This is a genomic window from Burkholderia diffusa (assembly GCF_902499115.1).
GTDB classification, from domain to species: domain Bacteria; phylum Pseudomonadota; class Gammaproteobacteria; order Burkholderiales; family Burkholderiaceae; genus Burkholderia; species Burkholderia diffusa.
Genome location: NZ_CABVPN010000001.1, coordinates 249,522 through 267,008, shown reverse-complemented (window position 1 = coordinate 267,008; position 17,487 = coordinate 249,522). Strand labels below are relative to the sequence as shown.

The following is a 17,487-nucleotide window of genomic DNA, read 5'->3' as shown; positions in this document are numbered from 1 at the left end:
GCGCCGGACGGCACGTTGCACCATGCCGGTGCGGTGCGCAGTCAGTTGCGATGCAACTGCATCGTCGCGCGGTCGAGTTCGCCCTTGACGACCATCGGCATGACGGCGAGCGCACGCTCGATCGATGCGTCGATCACGTCCTGCTCTTCGCGGCGCGGCGGCTTCAGCACGAAGTTCGCGACGTCGGGCTTCGCGCCGGCGCGCGCGCCTTCCGGGATCAGGTCGCGCGGATGGCCGATGCCGATGCGCAGGCGCCAGTACTGCTGCGACGACAGATGCGCGGTGATGTCCTTCAGGCCGTTGTGACCGCCGCTGCCGCCGCCGAGCTTCAGCTTCACCGTGCCGGGCGGCAGATCGAGTTCGTCGTGTGCGACGAGGATCTGGTCGGGCAGGATCTTGAAGAAGCTCGCGAGCGCGACGACCGACTGGCCGGAGCGGTTCATGTAGGTTTGCGGCTCGAGCAGGTGGACTTCCTCGCCGTGCAGGCGCGCCTTCGCATAGAAGCCATGGAAGCGGCGCTCGTCGCGCAGCGTCGCGCCTGCTTCGCGGGCGAGCTGGTCGATCAGCCAGAAGCCGGCGTTGTGGCGCGTCGCAGTATATTCTGCCCCGGGATTGCCGAGGCCGACGATCAGTTTGATCATGACGTTTCGTAGGCGGCAGCGCCCGCCTGGGCGCAGAAAAAGAAAAACCCGCCGGGCAAGCCGCGGCGGGTTGTGTCGACCGTTTCTTGAAACGGATCGAACGGGCGCGTAGGCGGCCGTTTAGGCAGCCGGCGTTTCGCCTTCGCCTGCTGCGTCCGACACGGCACCAGCCGGGACCGTCGCCGATGCGACAACCGGGTTTTCCGCGTCGACGTGCGCGACCAGCGTCACGCCCTTCGGCAGTGCGATGTCCTTCGCGTGCAGCGACTGACCTGCTTCGATCTTCGACAGATCGACTTCCAGGAATTCCGGCAGAGCCGACGGCAGGCACTCGACTTCGATTTCCGTCGTGACGTGCGAGACGATTGCGCTCGACAGCTTCACTGCCGGGCTGACTTCAGCGTTCAGGAAGTGCAGCGGCACCTTCGTGTGCAGCTTCTTCTTCGCGTCGACGCGCTGGAAGTCCACGTGCAGCACGAGTTGCTTGAACGGGTGGTATTGCACGTCGCGCAGCAGAACCTGTTGCGACTGGCCAGCCACTTCGAGGTCGAGGATCGACGAGTGGAAGGCTTCCTTCTTCAGTGCGTGCCACAGCGCGTTGTGATCGAGTTCGATCTTTTGCGGGGCTGCTTCGCCACCGTAGACGATACCCGTGGTCTTACCGGCGTTGCGCAGGCGGCGGCTCGCACCCGTACCTTGCTGTTGGCGCTCGAAAGCGACGACTTTCATGTGATTCTCCATTAGCTGCCCGCGACCAGGCAGTAAAACGGGGCCGGCGAAATGGCGGCCCCCGATGAAACGGACGTGGCTTCGTCTATCCCGTCCGATTGTGCAAAAAGCGAAGCGTTGCCGCTTCGCTTTCCGCGCATGCTATGTCGTGTCGTTCCGCGATCAGGATTCCGCGAACAGCGACATCACCGAGTCGCCGCGGCGAATCCGCGAGAACGTTTCGGCCAGCAGGCTCGCGCTCGTCAGTGAGCGGATCTTCGAGCACGCCAGCGATTCGGCCGACAGCGGGATCGTATCGGTGACGACCAGCTCGTCGAGTGCCGATGCGGCGATGCGGTCGGCGGCGCCGCCCGACAGAACCGGGTGCGTCGCGTACGCGAACACCTGCTTCGCACCGCGATCCTTCAGCACTTGCGCTGCCTTGCAGAGCGTGCCTGCCGTATCGACCATGTCGTCCATGATCACGCAGGTGCGGCCTTCGACTTCACCGATGATGTTCATCACTTCGGCGACGTTCGCCTTCGGACGACGCTTGTCGATGATCGCGAGATCGCAGTTGAGCTGCTTCGCGAGTGCCCGGGCACGGACCACGCCGCCGACGTCCGGCGACACGACGAGCAGATCCGAGTAGTTCTGCTTGCGCAGGTCGCCCAGCAGGATCGGCGTTGCGTAGATGTTGTCGACCGGGATGTCGAAGAAGCCTTGAATCTGATCGGCGTGCAGATCCATCGTGATGATCCGCTCGACGCCGGCGATTTCCAGCATGTTCGCGATGACCTTCGCCGAGATCGCGACGCGCGCCGAGCGCGGGCGACGGTCCTGGCGGGCATAGCCGAAGTAGGGGATGGCGGCAGTGATCCGGCCGGCGGACGCACGCTTGAGCGCGTCGACCATGATCATCAGTTCCATCAGGTTGTCGTTCGTGGGCGCGCACGTGGATTGCAGGACGAAGACGTCCTTGCCGCGCACGTTTTCCTGGATCTCGACCTGGATCTCGCCGTCGGAGAAACGGCTGACCATTGCTTTGCCGAGGGGGATTCCAAGGATATTGACGACTTCCTGGGCGAGCGCGGGATTCGCGTTGCCAGTAAAGACCATCAAGCCATCATGGCTGTGGCTGCTCATCGTGCACCTGCTTCAGGCTTAGGCGGGAAATGCGGGAAAATTTTTGGCAGGGGAGGAAGGACTCGAACCCTCGCATGCCGGAATCAAAATCCGGTGCCTTGACCAACTTGGCGACTCCCCTACACTCAACTGATAACTTCACCGGACTTGTAGGCTATCCGATAAAGCAAAACTTCATGACGCGAAAGCGAAGAGCGGATGCTCGTTCAGACTCTCGGCAACTGCACCGTTCCAACTGGTGGGCAGCTTGGCTTTCGCCGCTTCTGCCTCGTGCCTGCTATGAAACGCTGCAAACACGCTTGCTCCGGAGCCGGTCATCCTCGCGGGGGTCACATCATACAACCATTTGACCACCTGCGCAACTTCCGCGTACTTACTTGTCACAACTTGCTGCATGTCGTTCCGGCCGAAGCTGTCTGGCCATCCCGCATCGCGGCTTTGCTGTGCAAGAAAGTCCGTAATTGTGACGCGCTTCGTATCTCTTGTCAACAACTCATCTGAAAAAATTTCAGCGGTGGGGACATGAACTCGTGGCGTCACAACCAAGAACCAGCGAGTCGGCAATTCTACCTCAGCTAATTCTTCTCCGATACCCTCTGCGAACGCATTTTTTCCAAAAACAAAAAACGGGACGTCCGCGCCGAGTTTCACCGCGAGCGACTGCAGTTCCGTGCGCGGCAGATCGAGTTGCCACAGGCGGTTCAGCGCGAGCAGCGTCGTCGCCGCGTCTGAGCTGCCGCCGCCGAGGCCCGCGCCCATCGGCAGGCGCTTGTCGATCTCGATGTCGACGCCGGCCGTGGTGCCCGTGTGCGTTTTCAGCAGGTTAGCCGCGCGCACGACGAGATCGCTTTCCTCGGGCACGCCCGGCACGTCGGTGACGCGTGCGACGCGACCGTCGTCGCGCAGTGTGAAGTGCAGCGTATCGCCCCAGTTCAGCAGCTGGAACACGCTCTGCAGATCGTGATAGCCGTTCGGTCGACGGCCGGTGATGTGCAGGAACAGGTTGAGTTTCGCGGGCGCAAGGCAGTTGCGCAGCGAGCGGGTCGAATCGGTCATGCGTATGTCGGGGCTAGGTTCACGTGCTTACTGGTCGAGCACGAGCTTGATGTCGAGCGGCGGCGTCGCGCGCACGAGGTTGACGCGTTTGACGCCCGTCGCCGGTGCGTCCGCGTAGGCGAGATAGTCGATCGTCCAGCCGTCCTGGCGGATCTGCTTGACGTGCGTCGTGTCCGCCGGGTCGCGCACCGTCTGCGCGGGCGTCGCGGGCGCGGGCGTCGGCAGCAGCCAATAGCGCAGACCGGCCAGCGGCAGCGAGAAGCCGAGCGCGTTCTGCATCAGTTCGCCGACGTCCGTCGCGTATTGCGGCTGGCGGTTCGGCAGTTCGAGCGATGCGGCCTGCGGCGTCGATTTCACGACCGCGAGCGTCTGGCCGAGCGGGCTGCGCAGTTCGAGCGACACGTCGTCGCCGTGCTCCTGCCAGTCGAAGTTGCCGTACACGTTCTGTGGTCGGCCGAGGCGGTCGCTGTACTGCACCGCGAAGCGGCCGTGGTACGCGTGTGTCGCGGCCGTCTGCAGCACGGCGCCCGACGGCGCATTTGCCGACGGCGGCGTGCTCGCGCAGCCGACGAGCGCGAGCGCGGCGCCAGCCGCGGCAAGCGCGCGCAGCGCGCGGGAAGACGGGGAAAGCATCGGGAACATCCGCATCACAGGCCGTTGACCTGCAGGCGCTTGAGCGTCTGCACGAGCGTGTCGTTGTCGGGTTCGAGCTTCTGCGCGGCACGCCACGCGACGCGCGCGTCGTCCTGCGCGCCGCTCTTCCACAGCACTTCGCCGAGGTGCGCGCCGATCTCGGCGTTCGGCTGCAGCTCGTACGCGCGCCGCAGCACCTTCGTCGCGCCCGCCGTGTCGCCCATCCGGTACTTCACCCAGCCGAGGCTGTCCATGATGTACGCGTCGTTCGGCGCGAGCGACAGTGCCTTGTCGATCAGCTTGCTGGCCTCGGGCAGGCGCTGGTTGCGATCGGCCAGCGAATAGCCGAGCGCGTTGTACGCCTGCGGGTTGTCGGGCTGCGTGCGGATCAGCTCGCGCAGCTGCTTTTCCATCGCCGCGTAGTGGCCGGTCTTCTCGGCCGCCATCGCGTAGTCGTAGCGCAGGTCGGGATCGTCCGGGAAATCCTGGACTGCCTGCGCGAGTCGCGCCTCGGCTTCCGGATAGCGCTTCGCGGTGAACAGGATCGACGCATCGGTGCGTGCGACCACGGCCGCATCGCGCGGATCGCTGATCGGCAGGTCGTCGAGCACCTTGCGTGCCTCGTCGGTCTTGCCCTGTTTCTGCAGCAGCTGCGCGCGCGTGATCTGCGCGGGCAGGTAGTGCTGGCTCGTCTGGTCGACCTTGTCGAGCCATTGCGACGCCTGCGCATCGTTGCCCTGTTCGATCGAAATCTGCGCGAGGTAGATGTAGCCCTGGCCGACGTCGAGGTTCGGCTGCTTGTCGCCGAGCTGCACGTACTGTTTCAGGTACGCGCTCGCGTCGTCGAGCTTCTTCTGCTGGATCTTGATCAGCGCGAGCGCCATCAGCGGCGTCGGGTCCTTCGAGTCGAGCTTGCGCATCGTCTCGAACTGCTTCTGCGCGTCGTCGAGGCGGTCGTCGGAGAGATAGAGCTGCGACAGAGCGAGGCGCGCATCGCGCGACTTCGGATTCTGCTGAACATATTTCTCGAACGACGCGATGCCGGCCGCGCGCTCGGCGGGCCCCATCTGCGACAGCATCAGCGCCGCCGGCAGATAGTCGGGGCGGATCTGCAGCGCCTGCTTCAGCGACTGCGCCGCGCCTTCCTTGTCGTCGACCGCGATTTGCTGCCGCGCGATCGCGAGCTGCGCCTCGGGGCGGTTCATGTCGTTCTTCAGCATGTCCTTCAGCACCGCGAGGCCGCCGACGCGGTCGGCGCCGCGCACCAGCAGTGCCTGCAGCGCGAGGATCGCGGGGCCGCGCGTTTCACCGGTCGCGCGGGCCAGTTCGCGCGCGAGCATCGGCTGCGCGTCGGCCGGCTTGCCGGCGAGCACGAGCAGCGCGGCGTCGACTTGCGATGCGCGGTTCGAATCGGGTGCGTACTGGCGCCACAGATTGGCTGCGGACAGCGCGTCGGCCGGGCTTTGCGCGCCGAGCGCGATCTCGGTCGCACGCTGCGCCATGCGGGGGTCGCGCGTGTCGCGGGCGAGCGCGAGGTAGGTCTGGTAGGCCGGCGCGGGCTGGTTGCGCTGGAGCGCGACCTCGGCGGCCAGCACCTGATAGACGATCTGGCTCGTCAGCGGGACGCCCGGGAGATCCTTTTTCTCGTCCGGCATTACGTGCTCGAACGCGCCCTGCGGCGCCGCGTCGTCCGATGCCGGATTCTGCGCGTGAGCCGGGAAGGCGGTGAGGGTCCACGCGGCGAACAGCGCGGCGCCGAGCGCACGGCGGACCGGGAAGGCGCGCGCGCCGCGCACGGCGGCGGGGCGCTTCAGAAGCAGCTTCGAGGGCAGGGTCATGGAAATCCGTTCGATGTTTCAACCGATTGTAACGCGCTCGCTACAATACACGCACGATCGTGAATCCAGTCTCAGACCCGCAAAACATGCCAGAGTTGCCAGAAGTCGAAGTCACGCGCCGGGGCATCGAGCCCTTTGTCGCGGGCCGCCGCGTCGAGCGTGTCGACGTCCGTACCGCGATGCTGCGCTGGCCCGTGCCGGCGGAGCTCTCCGAGCAATTGCGCGCGCGCGAGGTGCTCGCCGTCGAGCGTCGCGGCAAGTATCTGCTGTTCGAGGTCGACGCGGGCTGGTTCATCGTTCATCTCGGGATGACGGGCACGCTGCGCGTGCTGCCCGCGGCCGGCGTGCCGGTCGCCGCGAAACACGACCACATCGACTGGATCTTCGACGAATTCGTGCTCCGGTTCCGCGATCCGCGCCGTTTCGGCGCGGTGCTGTGGCACCCGCGCGAAGCGGGCGACGTGCATGCGCATCCGCTGCTCGCCAGCCTCGGCGTCGAGCCGTTCTCGCCGGCGTTCACCGGCGCGCTGCTGCACGCGCGCACGCGCGGCCGCACGGTGTCGGTCAAGCAGGCGCTGCTCGCGGGCAACATGGTCGTCGGCGTCGGCAACATCTATGCGTCGGAGAGCCTGTTTCGCGCGGGCATCCGGCCGACGACCGCCGCCGGCAAGGTGTCGCTGCCGCGCTACGAGCGGCTGGCCGACGCGGTGCGCGCGACCCTCGCCGACGCGATCGAGCGCGGCGGCAGCACGCTGCGCGATTTCGTCGGCAGCGACGGCGAAAGCGGCTATTTCCAGCTCGACTGCTTCGTCTACGACCGGGCGGGGCTACCTTGCCGCACATGCGGCACGCCGATCCGCCAGATCGTGCAGGGGCAGCGCTCGACCTATTTCTGCCCGACCTGCCAGCGTTGAGTCGCGCGTTGCAACCTCTTTCCAAAGATTCGAACACTTGAAGCCGCCCCGCATTGCTCCCGCTCCGTTCCCCGTCACACCGCTGCATCGCACGTTCGCCACGCGCCTGATCGCCTGGCAGCGCGTGCACGGTCGCCACGACCTGCCGTGGCAGAACACCCGCGATCCCTACTGGATCTGGCTGTCGGAAATCATGCTGCAGCAGACGCAGGTCTCGACCGTCGTCCCGTATTACACGCGCTTTCTCGAGCGCTTTCCTGACGTCGCCGCGCTCGCGGCCGCGCCGTCCGACGACGTGATGGCGCTGTGGGCCGGGCTCGGCTACTACTCGCGCGCACGCAACCTGCATCGCTGCGCGCAGGTCGTCGTCGCCGAGCATGGCGGCGTATTCCCGTCGACGCCGGAAGCGCTCGCCGAACTGCCGGGCATCGGCCGTTCGACGGCCGCGGCGATTGCGTCGTTCGCGTACGGTGCGCGCGCGACGATCCTCGACGGCAACGTGAAGCGCGTGCTGGCGCGGGTGTTCGGCGTCGAAGGCTTTCCGGGCGAGAAGCGCGTCGAGAACGACATGTGGGCGCTTGCGGAATCGCTGCTGCCGGATGCCGCGAACGCGGCCGACGTGAGTGCCTATACGCAGGGGCTGATGGATCTCGGCGCGACGCTGTGCGTGCGCGGCAAGCCGGATTGCGCGCGCTGCCCGTTCGCGGGCGACTGTGTCGCGCAATCGACGGGCCGGCAGCGCGAACTTCCGGCCGCGCGGCCGAAGAAGGCGGTGCCGACGCGCAAGACCTGGATGCTCGTGTTGCGCGACGGCGACGCCGTGCTGCTCGAGCGGCGTCCGCCGGCCGGCATCTGGGGCGGCCTGTGGTGCCTGCCGCAGGCAGACGGCGATGTGGCACTCGCGGAACTCGCACGCGGCTTCGGCGGTGGCGGCCCGGTGCCGCTCGCGCCGTTCACGCACACGTTCACGCATTTCCGGCTCGAGATCGAGCCGCGGCTGAGCGATGTGGCGAACGGCGGGCGGCCGCTCACGCACGTGCAGGATGCCGAGACGGCGTGGGTGCCGTTGGCGGGGCTCGATGCGTACGGCGTGCCGGCGCCCGTGCGCAAGCTACTCGATGCGTTGAGCGGGTCGCTGCTGTAAAGAAAAGGGAAGGGCGCGGCGCGCTCACGGAAGCGCCGGGCCGCCGCGGGTGTTTTGCCCGCCAGGATGATTCGCTCGGCGACGCCGCTGCGACGCGCTTGGTCAGCCGAGGCTTACAGCCAACCGTGCCGATCGAGCACGTGGTGCACGGCATCGATCCGCGCGCCGACGTCCGGAAATTCCATCAATTTCTGCCGCGCACGCAGGTCGAGCGGCAGCAGTTCAGCGAGGCGGTTCGATACCCAGCTCGGGTCGTCGAGACGAAACGGTTCGGCGAACGGCATCTTGTCCGGTTCGGATTTCTTCAGCGCTTCGATGATGCGCTCCAGCACCTCGGCACACGAGCCGAATTGCGCGAGCGCCTGTTCACCTTCGAGCGGGATGTCGTCGGGCAGCGGCTCCGCGATCCCGACCAGCAGCCCGTTGCCTTCGACGCGATACGACAGCAGCTCGAATCGCTGCGTGCCGATCGCCTGCAGGTACAGCATCCCGAATTCGCCGGTATCGCACTCGGTGATGCGCGCCATGCAGCCGATCGTCTCGGGCACCGACACGGCGCCGTCCTGCGCGACTTCTGGCCCGCTCTTCAGCAGGCACACGCCGAACGGCGCGTCGTCGCGCAGGCATGCGCGGGACATGTCGAGATAGCGCGCCTCGAACACCTTGAGCGGCAGCCAGCCACCGGGGAACAGCACCGTGTGCAGCGGAAACAGCGGCAGGTCGATCAGGGTGGTCGATAGCGTGGACATGGCGCACCGGCAAGAGGGCGGTGTCGCTAAGGTCGTTCGACCTCGGCGACGAGCCGCGACGACGCGTCGACATCCACGGGCGCGTCACGATGCCGCACGATCACGTTCGCATCGTGCGCGAGGCGCGCGGCGAGCGTTTCCGCGATGAACACCGAGCGATGCTGACCGCCCGTGCAGCCGATGGCGACGGTCAGGTAGCTGCGGTTGTCTTCGCGAAAGTGCGGGAGCCATTTCGTCAGGAACGCATGGATGTCGTCGATCATCTGGTGGACGATCGGCAGTGCGTCGAGAAAGGCGATGACCGGCTGGTCCAGCCCGGTGAGCGGGCGCAGCTCATGGTCGTAGTACGGGTTCGGCAGCGCGCGCACGTCGAACATCAGGTCGGCATCGAGCGGCACGCCGCGCTTGAAGCCGAACGACTCGAACATCACCATCAGGTCGTTGTTCTTCTGCTCGATGAAGCGCTTGACCCACGTGCGCAGCACGTTCGCGCGCAGCGTGCTGGTATCGATCTGGTGGCCGAATTCGGCGAGCGGTGCGACCAGCTCGCGTTCGCGCTCGATCGCTTCCTCGAGCGACGACAGCAGCCCGACGTTCGCGTCGTGCGACGGCGAGCCGGACAGCGGGTGGCGCCGGCGCGTTTCGGAGAAGCGCTGGATCAGCGCCTGCGTGCTCGCGTTGAGGAACAGCACGCGGACATCGTGCTCGAGCGACAGCGCGCGGATCAGACCGGGCATTTCGTCCAGCGACGCGCTCGAACGCGCGTCGATCGCGACTGCGAGCCGGTGCTGGCCGCCGTCGGCCAGGTAGCGGGCGAGTTCGGGAAGCACGTGCGGCGGCAGGTTGTCGACGCAGTAGTAGCCTGCGTCTTCGAGCGCGTTCAGCGCGACGGACTTGCCTGAGCCGGAGATGCCGGTGATAAGGACGATGCGCATGGGAAGCAGAGAATCCTGACGTTTCATCATAGCACCGGCTCGACGCGTCGGCGCTGCGAGGCCGGCGCGGGGAGCGTTACACGAGCTTGCCGGGGAACTGACTGTCGGGATCTTGCATTGCGAGTCGTTGCCGATCCATGAAATCGCGCAACGTGTCGATTCCGCGCAACTGCAGGATCGTATTCCGCACGGCCGCCTCGACGAGCACCGCGAGGTTGCGGCCGGCCGCAACCTGGATCGTGACCTTGCTGATCGGCAGGCCAAGCACGTCGACCGTCTGGCTTTCCAGCGGCAGCCGCTGGAATTCGCCGTCCGGGCGGCGCACGAGCTGGACGATCAGCTTCAGCTTCATTTTCCGGCGGACCGCCGTTTCACCGAAGATCGTCTTGATGTCGAGCAGGCCGAGACCGCGCACTTCGAGCAGGTTCTGCAGCAGCGGCGGGCAGCGGCCTTCGACGAAATCGGGGCCAAGTCGGACGAAATCGACGGCATCGTCCGCGACGAGGCCGTGGCCGCGACTGATGAGTTCGAGGCCCAGTTCGCTCTTGCCGAGCCCGGAGTCGCCGGTGAGCAGCACGCCCATCCCGAGGATGTCGAGGAACACGCCGTGCAGCGTCGCGCGCGGCGCGAGGATGCGCGACATGTAGAGCCGCAGGCTGTCGATCACCGCGGCGGCCGACATCGGCGTCGTGAACAGCGGCGTGGACGAGCGCGTGCAGCGCAGCACGAGTTCGGGCGGCGCCGCAGCGCCGCCGGCGACGACGAGGAACGGTGGCTCGAGGGCGATCAGCTCGGCCATGTGGCGCGAACGGTCTTCGTCGGTCTGCCGCTGGTAGTAGTCGATTTCGGCTTCGCCGAGCACCTGGATCCGGTTCGGGTGGATCAGGTTCAGGTGGCCGACGAGGTCGGCGCTCGACGTTGCGTTGGCGACGGTGTCGGCCGAAAAACCGCGCTCCCAGCCTTCATGCCCCGTCAGCCAGCTCAGCTTCAGCGTGGCCGCGTTGTCGTCGAAGATGCTCTGGGCGTTGATGCTGGACGTATCCATGACTCTCGTCACTCCAATGGGCCGGTGTGCAGGCGCGCGGCGACGGACGTCGCCATGCCGGGCGGCCCTGGACGACGGCGTGTGCCGCCGCGTACCGGAAAAATTCCGCCCGGATCAACTCAAGGTTGCCACTGAGTGAGCAGGCGATGCAACTCGGCGATATCCGTTTCGTTGTGCAGACGCTCGCGCGCGTCGCGATCGGACAGCAGTTGCGCGATTTCCGACAGGATCTCGAGGTGCTGCTGGGTGGCTTGCTCGGGGACGAGCAGGAAAATCAGGAGACCGACGGGCTGGCCGTCGGGCGCTTCGAACGGGATCGCGTCGGCCAGCCGCACGAACGCGGCGAGCGGGTGCTTGAGCCCCTTGATGCGCCCGTGCGGAATCGCGACGCCTTCGCCGAGCCCGGTCGAACCGAGGCGCTCGCGCGCGAACAGGTTATCCGTGACGGTGCTGCGGGCGATGCCGTTCTGATTCTCGAAGATCAACCCGGCTTGTTCGAAGACGCGTTTCTTGCTGGTGACGGAGAGGTCGATGACGACGTTCTCTATGGGCAGGATTTTGGCTAGGCGATTCATGTTGGCAGGCGATTGGGCGGCCTGGGGTCTCCTTGCGGCGGCAGACTGATTTTCCATGTTCGGCGATATCAAGGCGTTCGGCATCGGAAACCTGCAAGGCAGCTACCGCACCCAACGCCCCCCGGCGATAACCGGAACATTATAGAGCACAGCCGCGTGCGTGGCGCGGCATGGACGGACCGGTCGCACCACTGCCGCTCGGACACAAAAAAAACGCCCGGCGAACCGGGCGGCATGTGTATTGCGGTGAACGTTATTGCGGCGGCAGTTCGATCTGGTCGATCGACGGCTGCAGCTTGATCGGGTCGTGCGCATGGGTCTGCAGACGCTCCATGTGCTTGACGACCTGGCGATCCAGCTTGTCGATCAGCAGATCGATCGCAGCGTACAGGTTGCCGTTCGCGCTTTCGACGAAGATGTCCTTGCCCTTCAGATGCAGATTGATTTCCGCGCGCTGCTGCTTGTCCTTTTCCTTGTGATTGTCGACCGAGAGGATCACAGTGCCATCGATTACCTGATCGCTATGCCGTAGCACCCGGTCCAGCTTGGTGATCACGTATTCGCGAATTGCAGGCGTGACTTCGAGATGATGTCCACTGATCTTCAGGTTCATAGTGCTTCTCCAAGCGAGTGACCACCCGGCCGCATCGAGGCGGCGCTCCGGTCGACTTGCCCCTGCCGCAGGTAGCGGCACATTCGCGGACAAGTCGCCCGGCCTGTTCCCCGTGTGCGCGGTGGCCGGAACACGCCTGCCGCCGGGCAGGCAGCAGGCTTAAAGAGACTTGCGCAGATTCACTGCCGGGATTTTGAGGGCTTCGCGATACTTGGCAACCGTGCGGCGCGCGACCACGAATCCCTGTTCTGCCAGCAGCTCGGCAATGCGGCTGTCCGAAAGTGGCGATTTTGGGTCTTCAGCTCCTATCAGTTGCTTGATCAGGGCTCGGATGGCGGTCGACGATGCGGCGCCTCCGGTGTCGGTCGAAACGTGTGATCCGAAGAAGTACTTAAATTCAAGCGTCCCGAACGGGGTCAGCATGTACTTGCCAGTTGTCACACGGCTGACAGTCGACTCGTGTAGGCCCAGCGTATCAGCTATTTCCCGCAAAACCAAGGGGCGCATGGCAATTTCACCGTGCGCAAAGAAATTCTTCTGACGTTCGACAATAGCCTGCGCGACACGCAGGATCGTGTCGAATCGCTGCTGGATGTTCTTGATCAGCCAGCGTGCTTCCTGGAGCTGCTGTTTCAACGATCCGGCCGACGGGTCGCCACGGCTGTTGCGCAGGATGTTCGCGTACAGGTTGTTGATTCGCAGGCGCGGCATCACTTCCGGATTGAGTTCCGCGAGCCAGCCCTGGCCGGCCTTCTTCACGATGATGTCGGGCACGACGTAGTCTGCCTCGGCCTTGCCGTACGCGGCGCCGGGGAACGGCTCCAGCGAACGGATCAGCGCGTGCGCGTCGCGCAGCGCGTCGTCGCTCGCCTTCAGGTGCTTGCGCAGCCGCGTGAAGTCGCGGGCGGCGAGCAGTTCGAGATGCTGCGACACGATCTCGAGCGCGAGCGTGCGTGTCGGGGACGGATCGAGGCGCAGCAACTGCAGCTTCAGGCATTCGGACGCCGAGCGGGCCCCGACCCCGGCCGGGTCGAAACTGTGCAGCAGCGCGAGCGCCGCATTCAGTTCGTCGCAGTCGATTTCCAGTTCCGGCGGCAGGTCGGCGAGCACTTCGTCGAGGGAGGCGGTCAGGTAACCGTCGTCGTCGAGCGATTCGATCAGGAACATCACGAGCGCGCGATCGCGCGGGCTGGCCTGCGTGACGCGCAATTGCGCGGACAGGTGGTCGCGCAACGACGTCGCGGCTTCCTGCACCTGCAGCGGCGGGAGGTCGTCGTCGTCCGATGCGCCGCTCGAACGGCCGAACTCGTCGAGATTCCACTGCGGGCCGTCGCCCGCGTCGCCCGATGCGTAGCTGTCGTATTCGTCGGCGGCGGCCGGTTCGTCGCGCTCGGCGCGATCGCTCGACTGGCTGCTGCCGTTCGCGGCGCCCGACTCGGTATTCTGGCTGGGAGGCGTCTGCGCGATCAGCGATCCGTCCGCCGCGACGCGCAGCGGGCTCGCGATCCATTCGTCATCGTTCTCGAGCAGCGGATTCTGCGCGACGGCCATCGCGACTTCCTGCTGCAGTTCGAGCGTCGACAACTGCAGCAGCCGGATCGACTGCTGCAGTTGCGGTGTCAGTGCCAGGTGTTGCGACAGGCGGAGTTGAAGGCTGGCTTTCATGGCAGAGAGGGAGTCATACCGGCAGTTTGCCACGACCCAGGTGCCTTGAGCCATCCGCGATTACGCGCGGCGCGGCGCACGGCCGCAGGCGGGAGCCGCCGGACGCCGGAGGGGGCGGCCAGCCGCGGGGAAGGTTACATGCGGAAGTGTTCGCCGAGGTACACGCGGCGCACGCTTTCGTTTTCGATGATTTCGCTCGGCGCGCCGGCGGCGAGCACCGAACCGTCGCTGATGATGTATGCGTGGTCGCAGATGCCGAGCGTTTCGCGGACGTTGTGATCGGTAATCAACACGCCGATGTTACGCTGTTTCAGGAACTTGACGATCTTCTGGATCTCGAGCACTGCGATCGGGTCGACGCCGGCGAACGGTTCGTCTAGCAGGATGAAGTTCGGGTTGGTCGCCAGCGCGCGCGCGATTTCGACGCGACGGCGTTCGCCGCCCGACAGCGACAGCGCCGGGTTCTCGCGCAGGTGGCCGATCTGCAGCTCGTCGAGCAGCGCCTCGGTGCGCGCCGCGATCGCGTCCTTCGACAGCCGCTTGCCGTCGTCGCCGTGCTGCAGTTCGAGCACCGCGCGGATGTTTTCCTCGACGGTCAGCTTGCGGAACACCGACGCTTCCTGCGGCAGGTACGACAGGCCGAGCGACGCACGCTTGTGGATCGGCAGCAGGCTGATCGAGCTGCCGTTCAGCGAAATCTCGCCCGCGTCGAGCGGCACGAGGCCGACGATCATGTAGAACGACGTCGTCTTGCCGGCGCCGTTCGGGCCGAGCAGGCCGACGACTTCGCCGCTCTTCACGTCGAGCGACACGTCCTTGACGACCGTGCGCGAGCCGTAGCGTTTCTTCAGGTTGCGGACGACGAGCGAGCTCGTCGTGCCGGCCGGCTGGCGGTTCGAAAGCGCGTTCATTGGCCCGGCGCTCCCTGGATCGTGGTCGACGGCGACAACTTCGCCGGCGCGCCGTTCAGCTGCCCGGGGCCACCGTTCTTCGGCGACAGCATCGCGCGCACGCGGCCGTTCGGGTTGCCCGGTGCCGCCACGTCCTTGCCGCCCTTCGCGGTGTAGAAGTCGCGCTGGCCGTCGTACGTGATCACGCTGCCGTGCACGGTGTCGGCGATCGTCGACGTGCCCTGCAGGCGGCGCACGGTCGCGGCGGTGGTCAGCGTCGTCAGGTCCTGCTTGCCATCGTAGTCGATACGCTCGGCGTCGCCGTCGATGTATTCGTCGAGACCTTCGCGTTTCTGACGGAACGTCGCGTGCTTCTTGCCGCTGCCGAACGATGTCGCGTACTGATAGCCTTCGGGATCCTGGCGCACTTCGACGCGGTCGCCCTTGATGATGATCGTGCCTTTCGTGATCACGACGTTGCCGGTCGCGACCGTCACCTGCTTCAGGTCGTCATAGGTCAGGTTGTCCGCCTCGACGTTGATCGGCTTGTTCTGGTCGGCCTTCTCGGCATGGGCGAGCGGCGCCAGCCCGACGAGCGGGAGCGCCACGAGCGTCGCGGCGAGCGCGGCGCGGACGGCGCGCGCAGCGCCGCCGGAATTCTGTCGAGGGAACGGTTCGTTCATGCAGTCACGTGAGGGATGCGTCACCTGGATTGACCTTTCGAGCCGCCGGACGTGTCCGCCGCGGCGATCGTGCCGCGCACGTTGCCGTAAAGCTCGATGACCCGGGTGACGTTGTTGTACTTCATGCCGTCGGTCGCGTTGACGAGCGACAGGCCGCGCTGAAGTTTAACCGGCTTTTCGGTCTGGATCACATCGTCATTGACGAAGATCCGGAAATGCTGGGAATCGGCCTGCATCTGCGGGTCGCCGCCGCCGGCCACGCGCAGGATGCGCGCGTCGTCGTACAAGTCGACGATCGACACGTCGCCGTTGACGGTGCCGCGCTTCGCGGTGGTCGTCACGACCGGCTTGCCGGGCTGGAATGCGCGCATGGCCGGATCGGTCAGGTCGCTGTTTTCGGTGTCTTCGTAATGAATCAGCTTCGCGGCCGTCAGACGGTACTGCGTCGTGCCCGTCTGGTCGAGCTCGGTGACCGAGAAGTTGTCCGCGAAATAGTCGGGCGTGTGGCGCTTCGGCTGCACGGTGCCTTCGCCGGGCGGCGGCAGCGTCGCCTGCAGCAGCCACCACGTGATGCCCGCGAGCGCGGCGACCGCGACGAGCGGCAGCAGCTGGGTCCAGCGGAAATGCGTGTTCATCCGTCAGGCTCCGCAGGCAGCGGCGAGCAGCGCGTCGTAGCGGCGCTGCGCGCGCAGGATCGCGTCGCAGACTTCGCGCACCGCGCCGTGGCCGCCACGGGCCTCGGCCACCCAGTGCGCGCGGGCGATCACCTCGGGGTGCGCGTTGGCCGGTGCCGTCGCGAAGCCGCAGCGCAGCATCACCGGCAGGTCGGGCCAGTCGTCGCCCATATAGCCGCAAGCGTCGGCGGTGATGCCGAGCGACGCGATCAGGTCGCCGAACACGGCGAGCTTGTTCTCGACGCCCTGGAACAGATGCGCAATCTTCATTTCCTTCGCGCGGGCCGCGACGATGTCCGAGCGGCGGCCGGTGATGATCGCGGTTGCGATGCCGGCCTCGCCGAGCAGCTTCACGCCGTGGCCGTCGAGCGAATTGAACGACTTCATCGCGTCGCCTGCCGCGGTAAACAGCAGGCCACCGTCGGTCAGCACGCCGTCGACGTCGAAAACCATCAGCTTCACGCGGCTCGCGCGTTCGGCCGCAGTCAGCGCTGCACTCATCAGATCACCTTCTTCGAAAACAGGTCGTGCATGTTCAGCGCGCCGATCAGCGCACCGTCGGCATCGACCACCAGCATCTGGTTGATCCGGTGGCGCTCCATCAGTTCCACGGCCTCGACCGCGAGATTGTCGGGGCCGATCGTGCGCGGTTCGCGCGTCATCACGTCGACGATCGGCAGCGTGCGGAAATCACCGTCGCGCGCCAGCACGCGGCGCAGGTCGCCGTCGGTGAAGATGCCGGCCACGCGGCCGTCGGTGTCGACCACGGCGGTCATGCCCAGGCGCTTCGCGGTGATCTGGAACAGTGCGTCCGACAGCGTCGCGTCGAGCCCGACGCGCGGAATGTCGTCGCCCGAGCGCATCACGTCGCGCACGTGGGTGAGCAGGCGCCGGCCGAGCGCGCCACCCGGATGCGAGCGCGCGAAATCCTCGGAGCCGAAGCCGCGCGCGTCGAGCACCGCGACGGCGAGCGCGTCGCCGAGCGCGAGCGCGGCGGTCGTGCTCGCGGTGGGGGCGAGGTTCAGCGGGCAGGCTTCCTTCGAGACCGCGGCGTTCAGGTTCACGTCGGCGAGTGTGCCGAGGCTCGATTCCGCACGGCCCGTGATCGCGATCAGCTTCGCGCCGATCCGCTTCACGAGCGGCAGGATCGCGACGAGTTCTTCCGACTCGCCGGAATAGGAGATGCCGATGAAGACGTCGTCCGACGTGACCATGCCGAGGTCGCCGTGGCTGGCCTCGGCCGGGTGGACGAAGAAGGCCGGCGTGCCGGTGCTCGCCAGCGTGGCCGCGATCTTGCGGGCGATATGCCCGGATTTGCCGATGCCGGATACGACGACGCGACCGCGGCAGCCGAGCAGCAGCGCGACGGCCTGGACGAAGTCGCCGTCGAGCTGGTCGCGCAGCGCGCGCACGGCGTCCGCCTCGATGTCGAGCACGTCGCGGGCGAGCGCGAGCGCCCGATCATCATTGATTTTCGCTATCATGCGCGGAGTATAGCAAAGGCGTTTGTTCGCCGCGCCGCGCCTTCGGACTCGTCCGATGCCGCTTGCCCACCGCCACCACCCGCGCCCGCATTGC

General features: G+C 66.2%; 19 protein-coding genes and 1 tRNA gene. 2 read left to right on the top strand and 18 right to left on the bottom strand.

Annotated elements, in window-relative coordinates; all coding sequences use genetic code 11:
* Window positions 1-41: 41 nt before the first annotated feature.
* The 7 genes from pth to BTE28158_RS01220 all read right to left on the bottom strand — a co-directional run bounded on the left by pth (window position 42) and on the right by BTE28158_RS01220 (window position 6,022).
* Entirely contained in the window at window positions 42-641 is a 600-nt protein-coding gene (gene pth / locus BTE28158_RS01250) for an aminoacyl-tRNA hydrolase (protein WP_059451462.1), read from the bottom strand.
* A gap of 120 nt (window positions 642-761) precedes the next feature.
* Entirely contained in the window at window positions 762-1,370 is a 609-nt protein-coding gene (locus BTE28158_RS01245) for a 50S ribosomal protein L25/general stress protein Ctc (protein ID WP_059598854.1), read from the bottom strand.
* Between the two features lie 162 nt (window positions 1,371-1,532).
* Window positions 1,533-2,495, bottom strand: coding sequence for a ribose-phosphate pyrophosphokinase (locus tag BTE28158_RS01240; protein WP_006483739.1), 963 nt, complete (start codon window positions 2,493-2,495; stop codon window positions 1,533-1,535).
* A 44-nt stretch (window positions 2,496-2,539) separates the two neighbouring features.
* Window positions 2,540-2,616: transfer RNA gene (locus BTE28158_RS01235), tRNA-Gln, on the bottom strand.
* A gap of 53 nt (window positions 2,617-2,669) precedes the next feature.
* Entirely contained in the window at window positions 2,670-3,551 is an 882-nt protein-coding gene (ispE, locus tag BTE28158_RS01230; RefSeq protein WP_151048299.1) for a 4-(cytidine 5'-diphospho)-2-C-methyl-D-erythritol kinase, read from the bottom strand.
* Between the two features lie 27 nt (window positions 3,552-3,578).
* Window positions 3,579-4,199 (bottom strand): lipoprotein insertase outer membrane protein LolB, encoded by a 621-nt coding sequence (gene lolB / locus BTE28158_RS01225; RefSeq protein WP_124626472.1) that lies wholly within the window; start codon window positions 4,197-4,199, stop codon window positions 3,579-3,581.
* Window positions 4,199-6,022 carry a tetratricopeptide repeat protein gene (locus BTE28158_RS01220; protein ID WP_151048298.1) on the bottom strand — a complete coding sequence of 608 codons (1,824 nt, stop codon included), beginning with the start codon at window positions 6,020-6,022 and terminating at the stop codon, window positions 4,199-4,201. The genes lolB and BTE28158_RS01220 overlap by 1 nt, the downstream gene beginning before the upstream one ends.
* 86 nt (window positions 6,023-6,108) lie before the next feature.
* On the opposite strand from BTE28158_RS01220, the gene mutM reads away from it, so the two are divergent.
* Together mutM and mutY are read left to right on the top strand one after the other, a co-directional pair.
* The gene (mutM, locus tag BTE28158_RS01215; protein ID WP_151048297.1) at window positions 6,109-6,936 is read left to right on the top strand and encodes a bifunctional DNA-formamidopyrimidine glycosylase/DNA-(apurinic or apyrimidinic site) lyase; all 828 of its coding nucleotides are present in this window, start codon (window positions 6,109-6,111) and stop codon (window positions 6,934-6,936) included.
* 37 nt (window positions 6,937-6,973) lie between these two features.
* Window positions 6,974-8,080 carry an A/G-specific adenine glycosylase gene (gene mutY / locus BTE28158_RS01210; protein WP_151048296.1) on the top strand — a complete coding sequence of 369 codons (1,107 nt, stop codon included), beginning with the start codon at window positions 6,974-6,976 and terminating at the stop codon, window positions 8,078-8,080.
* Window positions 8,081-8,193: 113 nt separating this feature from the next.
* Here mutY and BTE28158_RS01205 read toward each other — a convergent pair whose 3' ends face one another.
* The 11 genes from BTE28158_RS01205 to kdsD all read right to left on the bottom strand — a co-directional run bounded on the left by BTE28158_RS01205 (window position 8,194) and on the right by kdsD (window position 17,393).
* Window positions 8,194-8,829, bottom strand: a complete 636-nt coding sequence (locus BTE28158_RS01205) for an LON peptidase substrate-binding domain-containing protein (RefSeq protein ID WP_059598835.1) — start codon at window positions 8,827-8,829, stop codon at window positions 8,194-8,196.
* 26 nt (window positions 8,830-8,855) lie between these two features.
* Window positions 8,856-9,764 (bottom strand): RNase adapter RapZ, encoded by a 909-nt coding sequence (gene rapZ / locus BTE28158_RS01200; RefSeq protein ID WP_059526093.1) that lies wholly within the window; start codon window positions 9,762-9,764, stop codon window positions 8,856-8,858.
* 76 nt (window positions 9,765-9,840) lie between these two features.
* Window positions 9,841-10,809, bottom strand: coding sequence for an HPr(Ser) kinase/phosphatase (hprK, locus tag BTE28158_RS01195; RefSeq protein WP_010090664.1), 969 nt, complete (start codon window positions 10,807-10,809; stop codon window positions 9,841-9,843).
* 119 nt (window positions 10,810-10,928) lie between these two features.
* Complete coding sequence (locus tag BTE28158_RS01190; RefSeq protein ID WP_059598834.1) at window positions 10,929-11,468, bottom strand: PTS sugar transporter subunit IIA; 540 nt, start codon at window positions 11,466-11,468, stop codon at window positions 10,929-10,931.
* 169 nt (window positions 11,469-11,637) lie between these two features.
* Complete coding sequence (hpf, locus tag BTE28158_RS01185; protein WP_006477786.1) at window positions 11,638-11,997, bottom strand: ribosome hibernation-promoting factor, HPF/YfiA family; 360 nt, start codon at window positions 11,995-11,997, stop codon at window positions 11,638-11,640.
* 159 nt (window positions 11,998-12,156) lie between these two features.
* A complete protein-coding gene (locus tag BTE28158_RS01180; RefSeq protein ID WP_059598833.1) occupies window positions 12,157-13,662 on the bottom strand; it encodes an RNA polymerase factor sigma-54 in 1,506 nt (501 codons plus the stop codon).
* A gap of 134 nt (window positions 13,663-13,796) precedes the next feature.
* On the bottom strand, window positions 13,797-14,573 hold the full coding sequence (lptB, locus tag BTE28158_RS01175; RefSeq protein WP_059598832.1) for an LPS export ABC transporter ATP-binding protein: 777 nt from the start codon (window positions 14,571-14,573) through the stop codon (window positions 13,797-13,799).
* Complete coding sequence (gene lptA, locus BTE28158_RS01170; protein WP_059464489.1) at window positions 14,570-15,235, bottom strand: lipopolysaccharide transport periplasmic protein LptA; 666 nt, start codon at window positions 15,233-15,235, stop codon at window positions 14,570-14,572. The genes lptB and lptA overlap by 4 nt, the downstream gene beginning before the upstream one ends.
* A 20-nt stretch (window positions 15,236-15,255) precedes the next feature.
* Entirely contained in the window at window positions 15,256-15,870 is a 615-nt protein-coding gene (gene lptC, locus BTE28158_RS01165) for an LPS export ABC transporter periplasmic protein LptC (RefSeq protein WP_059451451.1), read from the bottom strand.
* Between the two features lie 3 nt (window positions 15,871-15,873).
* Window positions 15,874-16,410 carry a KdsC family phosphatase gene (locus tag BTE28158_RS01160; RefSeq protein ID WP_059598831.1) on the bottom strand — a complete coding sequence of 179 codons (537 nt, stop codon included), beginning with the start codon at window positions 16,408-16,410 and terminating at the stop codon, window positions 15,874-15,876.
* On the bottom strand, window positions 16,410-17,393 hold the full coding sequence (gene kdsD / locus BTE28158_RS01155) for an arabinose 5-phosphate isomerase KdsD (protein ID WP_059598830.1): 984 nt from the start codon (window positions 17,391-17,393) through the stop codon (window positions 16,410-16,412). Before kdsD ends, BTE28158_RS01160 begins: the two co-directional genes overlap by 1 nt.
* Window positions 17,394-17,487 lie beyond the last annotated feature (94 nt).

What these genes read in the sequence shown, in the direction of transcription:
- lptA (WP_059464489.1), bottom strand. Translation starts at nt 15,235, where the DNA reads ATGAACGAACCGTTCCCTCGACAGAATTCCGGCGGCGCTGCGCGCGCC.
- lptB (WP_059598832.1), bottom strand. Translation starts at nt 14,573, where the DNA reads ATGAACGCGCTTTCGAACCGCCAGCCGGCCGGCACGACGAGCTCGCTC.
- lolB (WP_124626472.1), bottom strand. Translation starts at nt 4,199, where the DNA reads ATGCGGATGTTCCCGATGCTTTCCCCGTCTTCCCGCGCGCTGCGCGCG.
- BTE28158_RS01160 (WP_059598831.1), bottom strand. Translation starts at nt 16,410, where the DNA reads ATGAGTGCAGCGCTGACTGCGGCCGAACGCGCGAGCCGCGTGAAGCTG.
- pth (WP_059451462.1), bottom strand. Translation starts at nt 641, where the DNA reads ATGATCAAACTGATCGTCGGCCTCGGCAATCCCGGGGCAGAATATACT.
- lptC (WP_059451451.1), bottom strand. Translation starts at nt 15,870, where the DNA reads ATGAACACGCATTTCCGCTGGACCCAGCTGCTGCCGCTCGTCGCGGTC.
- BTE28158_RS01190 (WP_059598834.1), bottom strand. Translation starts at nt 11,468, where the DNA reads ATGCCGAACGCCTTGATATCGCCGAACATGGAAAATCAGTCTGCCGCC.
- BTE28158_RS01245 (WP_059598854.1), bottom strand. Translation starts at nt 1,370, where the DNA reads ATGAAAGTCGTCGCTTTCGAGCGCCAACAGCAAGGTACGGGTGCGAGC.
- rapZ (WP_059526093.1), bottom strand. Translation starts at nt 9,764, where the DNA reads ATGCGCATCGTCCTTATCACCGGCATCTCCGGCTCAGGCAAGTCCGTC.
- BTE28158_RS01220 (WP_151048298.1), bottom strand. Translation starts at nt 6,022, where the DNA reads ATGACCCTGCCCTCGAAGCTGCTTCTGAAGCGCCCCGCCGCCGTGCGC.
- hprK (WP_010090664.1), bottom strand. Translation starts at nt 10,809, where the DNA reads ATGGATACGTCCAGCATCAACGCCCAGAGCATCTTCGACGACAACGCG.
- kdsD (WP_059598830.1), bottom strand. Translation starts at nt 17,393, where the DNA reads ATGATAGCGAAAATCAATGATGATCGGGCGCTCGCGCTCGCCCGCGAC.
- mutM (WP_151048297.1), top strand. Translation starts at nt 6,109, where the DNA reads ATGCCAGAGTTGCCAGAAGTCGAAGTCACGCGCCGGGGCATCGAGCCC.
- ispE (WP_151048299.1), bottom strand. Translation starts at nt 3,551, where the DNA reads ATGACCGATTCGACCCGCTCGCTGCGCAACTGCCTTGCGCCCGCGAAA.
- hpf (WP_006477786.1), bottom strand. Translation starts at nt 11,997, where the DNA reads ATGAACCTGAAGATCAGTGGACATCATCTCGAAGTCACGCCTGCAATT.
- BTE28158_RS01180 (WP_059598833.1), bottom strand. Translation starts at nt 13,662, where the DNA reads ATGAAAGCCAGCCTTCAACTCCGCCTGTCGCAACACCTGGCACTGACA.
- BTE28158_RS01205 (WP_059598835.1), bottom strand. Translation starts at nt 8,829, where the DNA reads ATGTCCACGCTATCGACCACCCTGATCGACCTGCCGCTGTTTCCGCTG.
- BTE28158_RS01240 (WP_006483739.1), bottom strand. Translation starts at nt 2,495, where the DNA reads ATGAGCAGCCACAGCCATGATGGCTTGATGGTCTTTACTGGCAACGCG.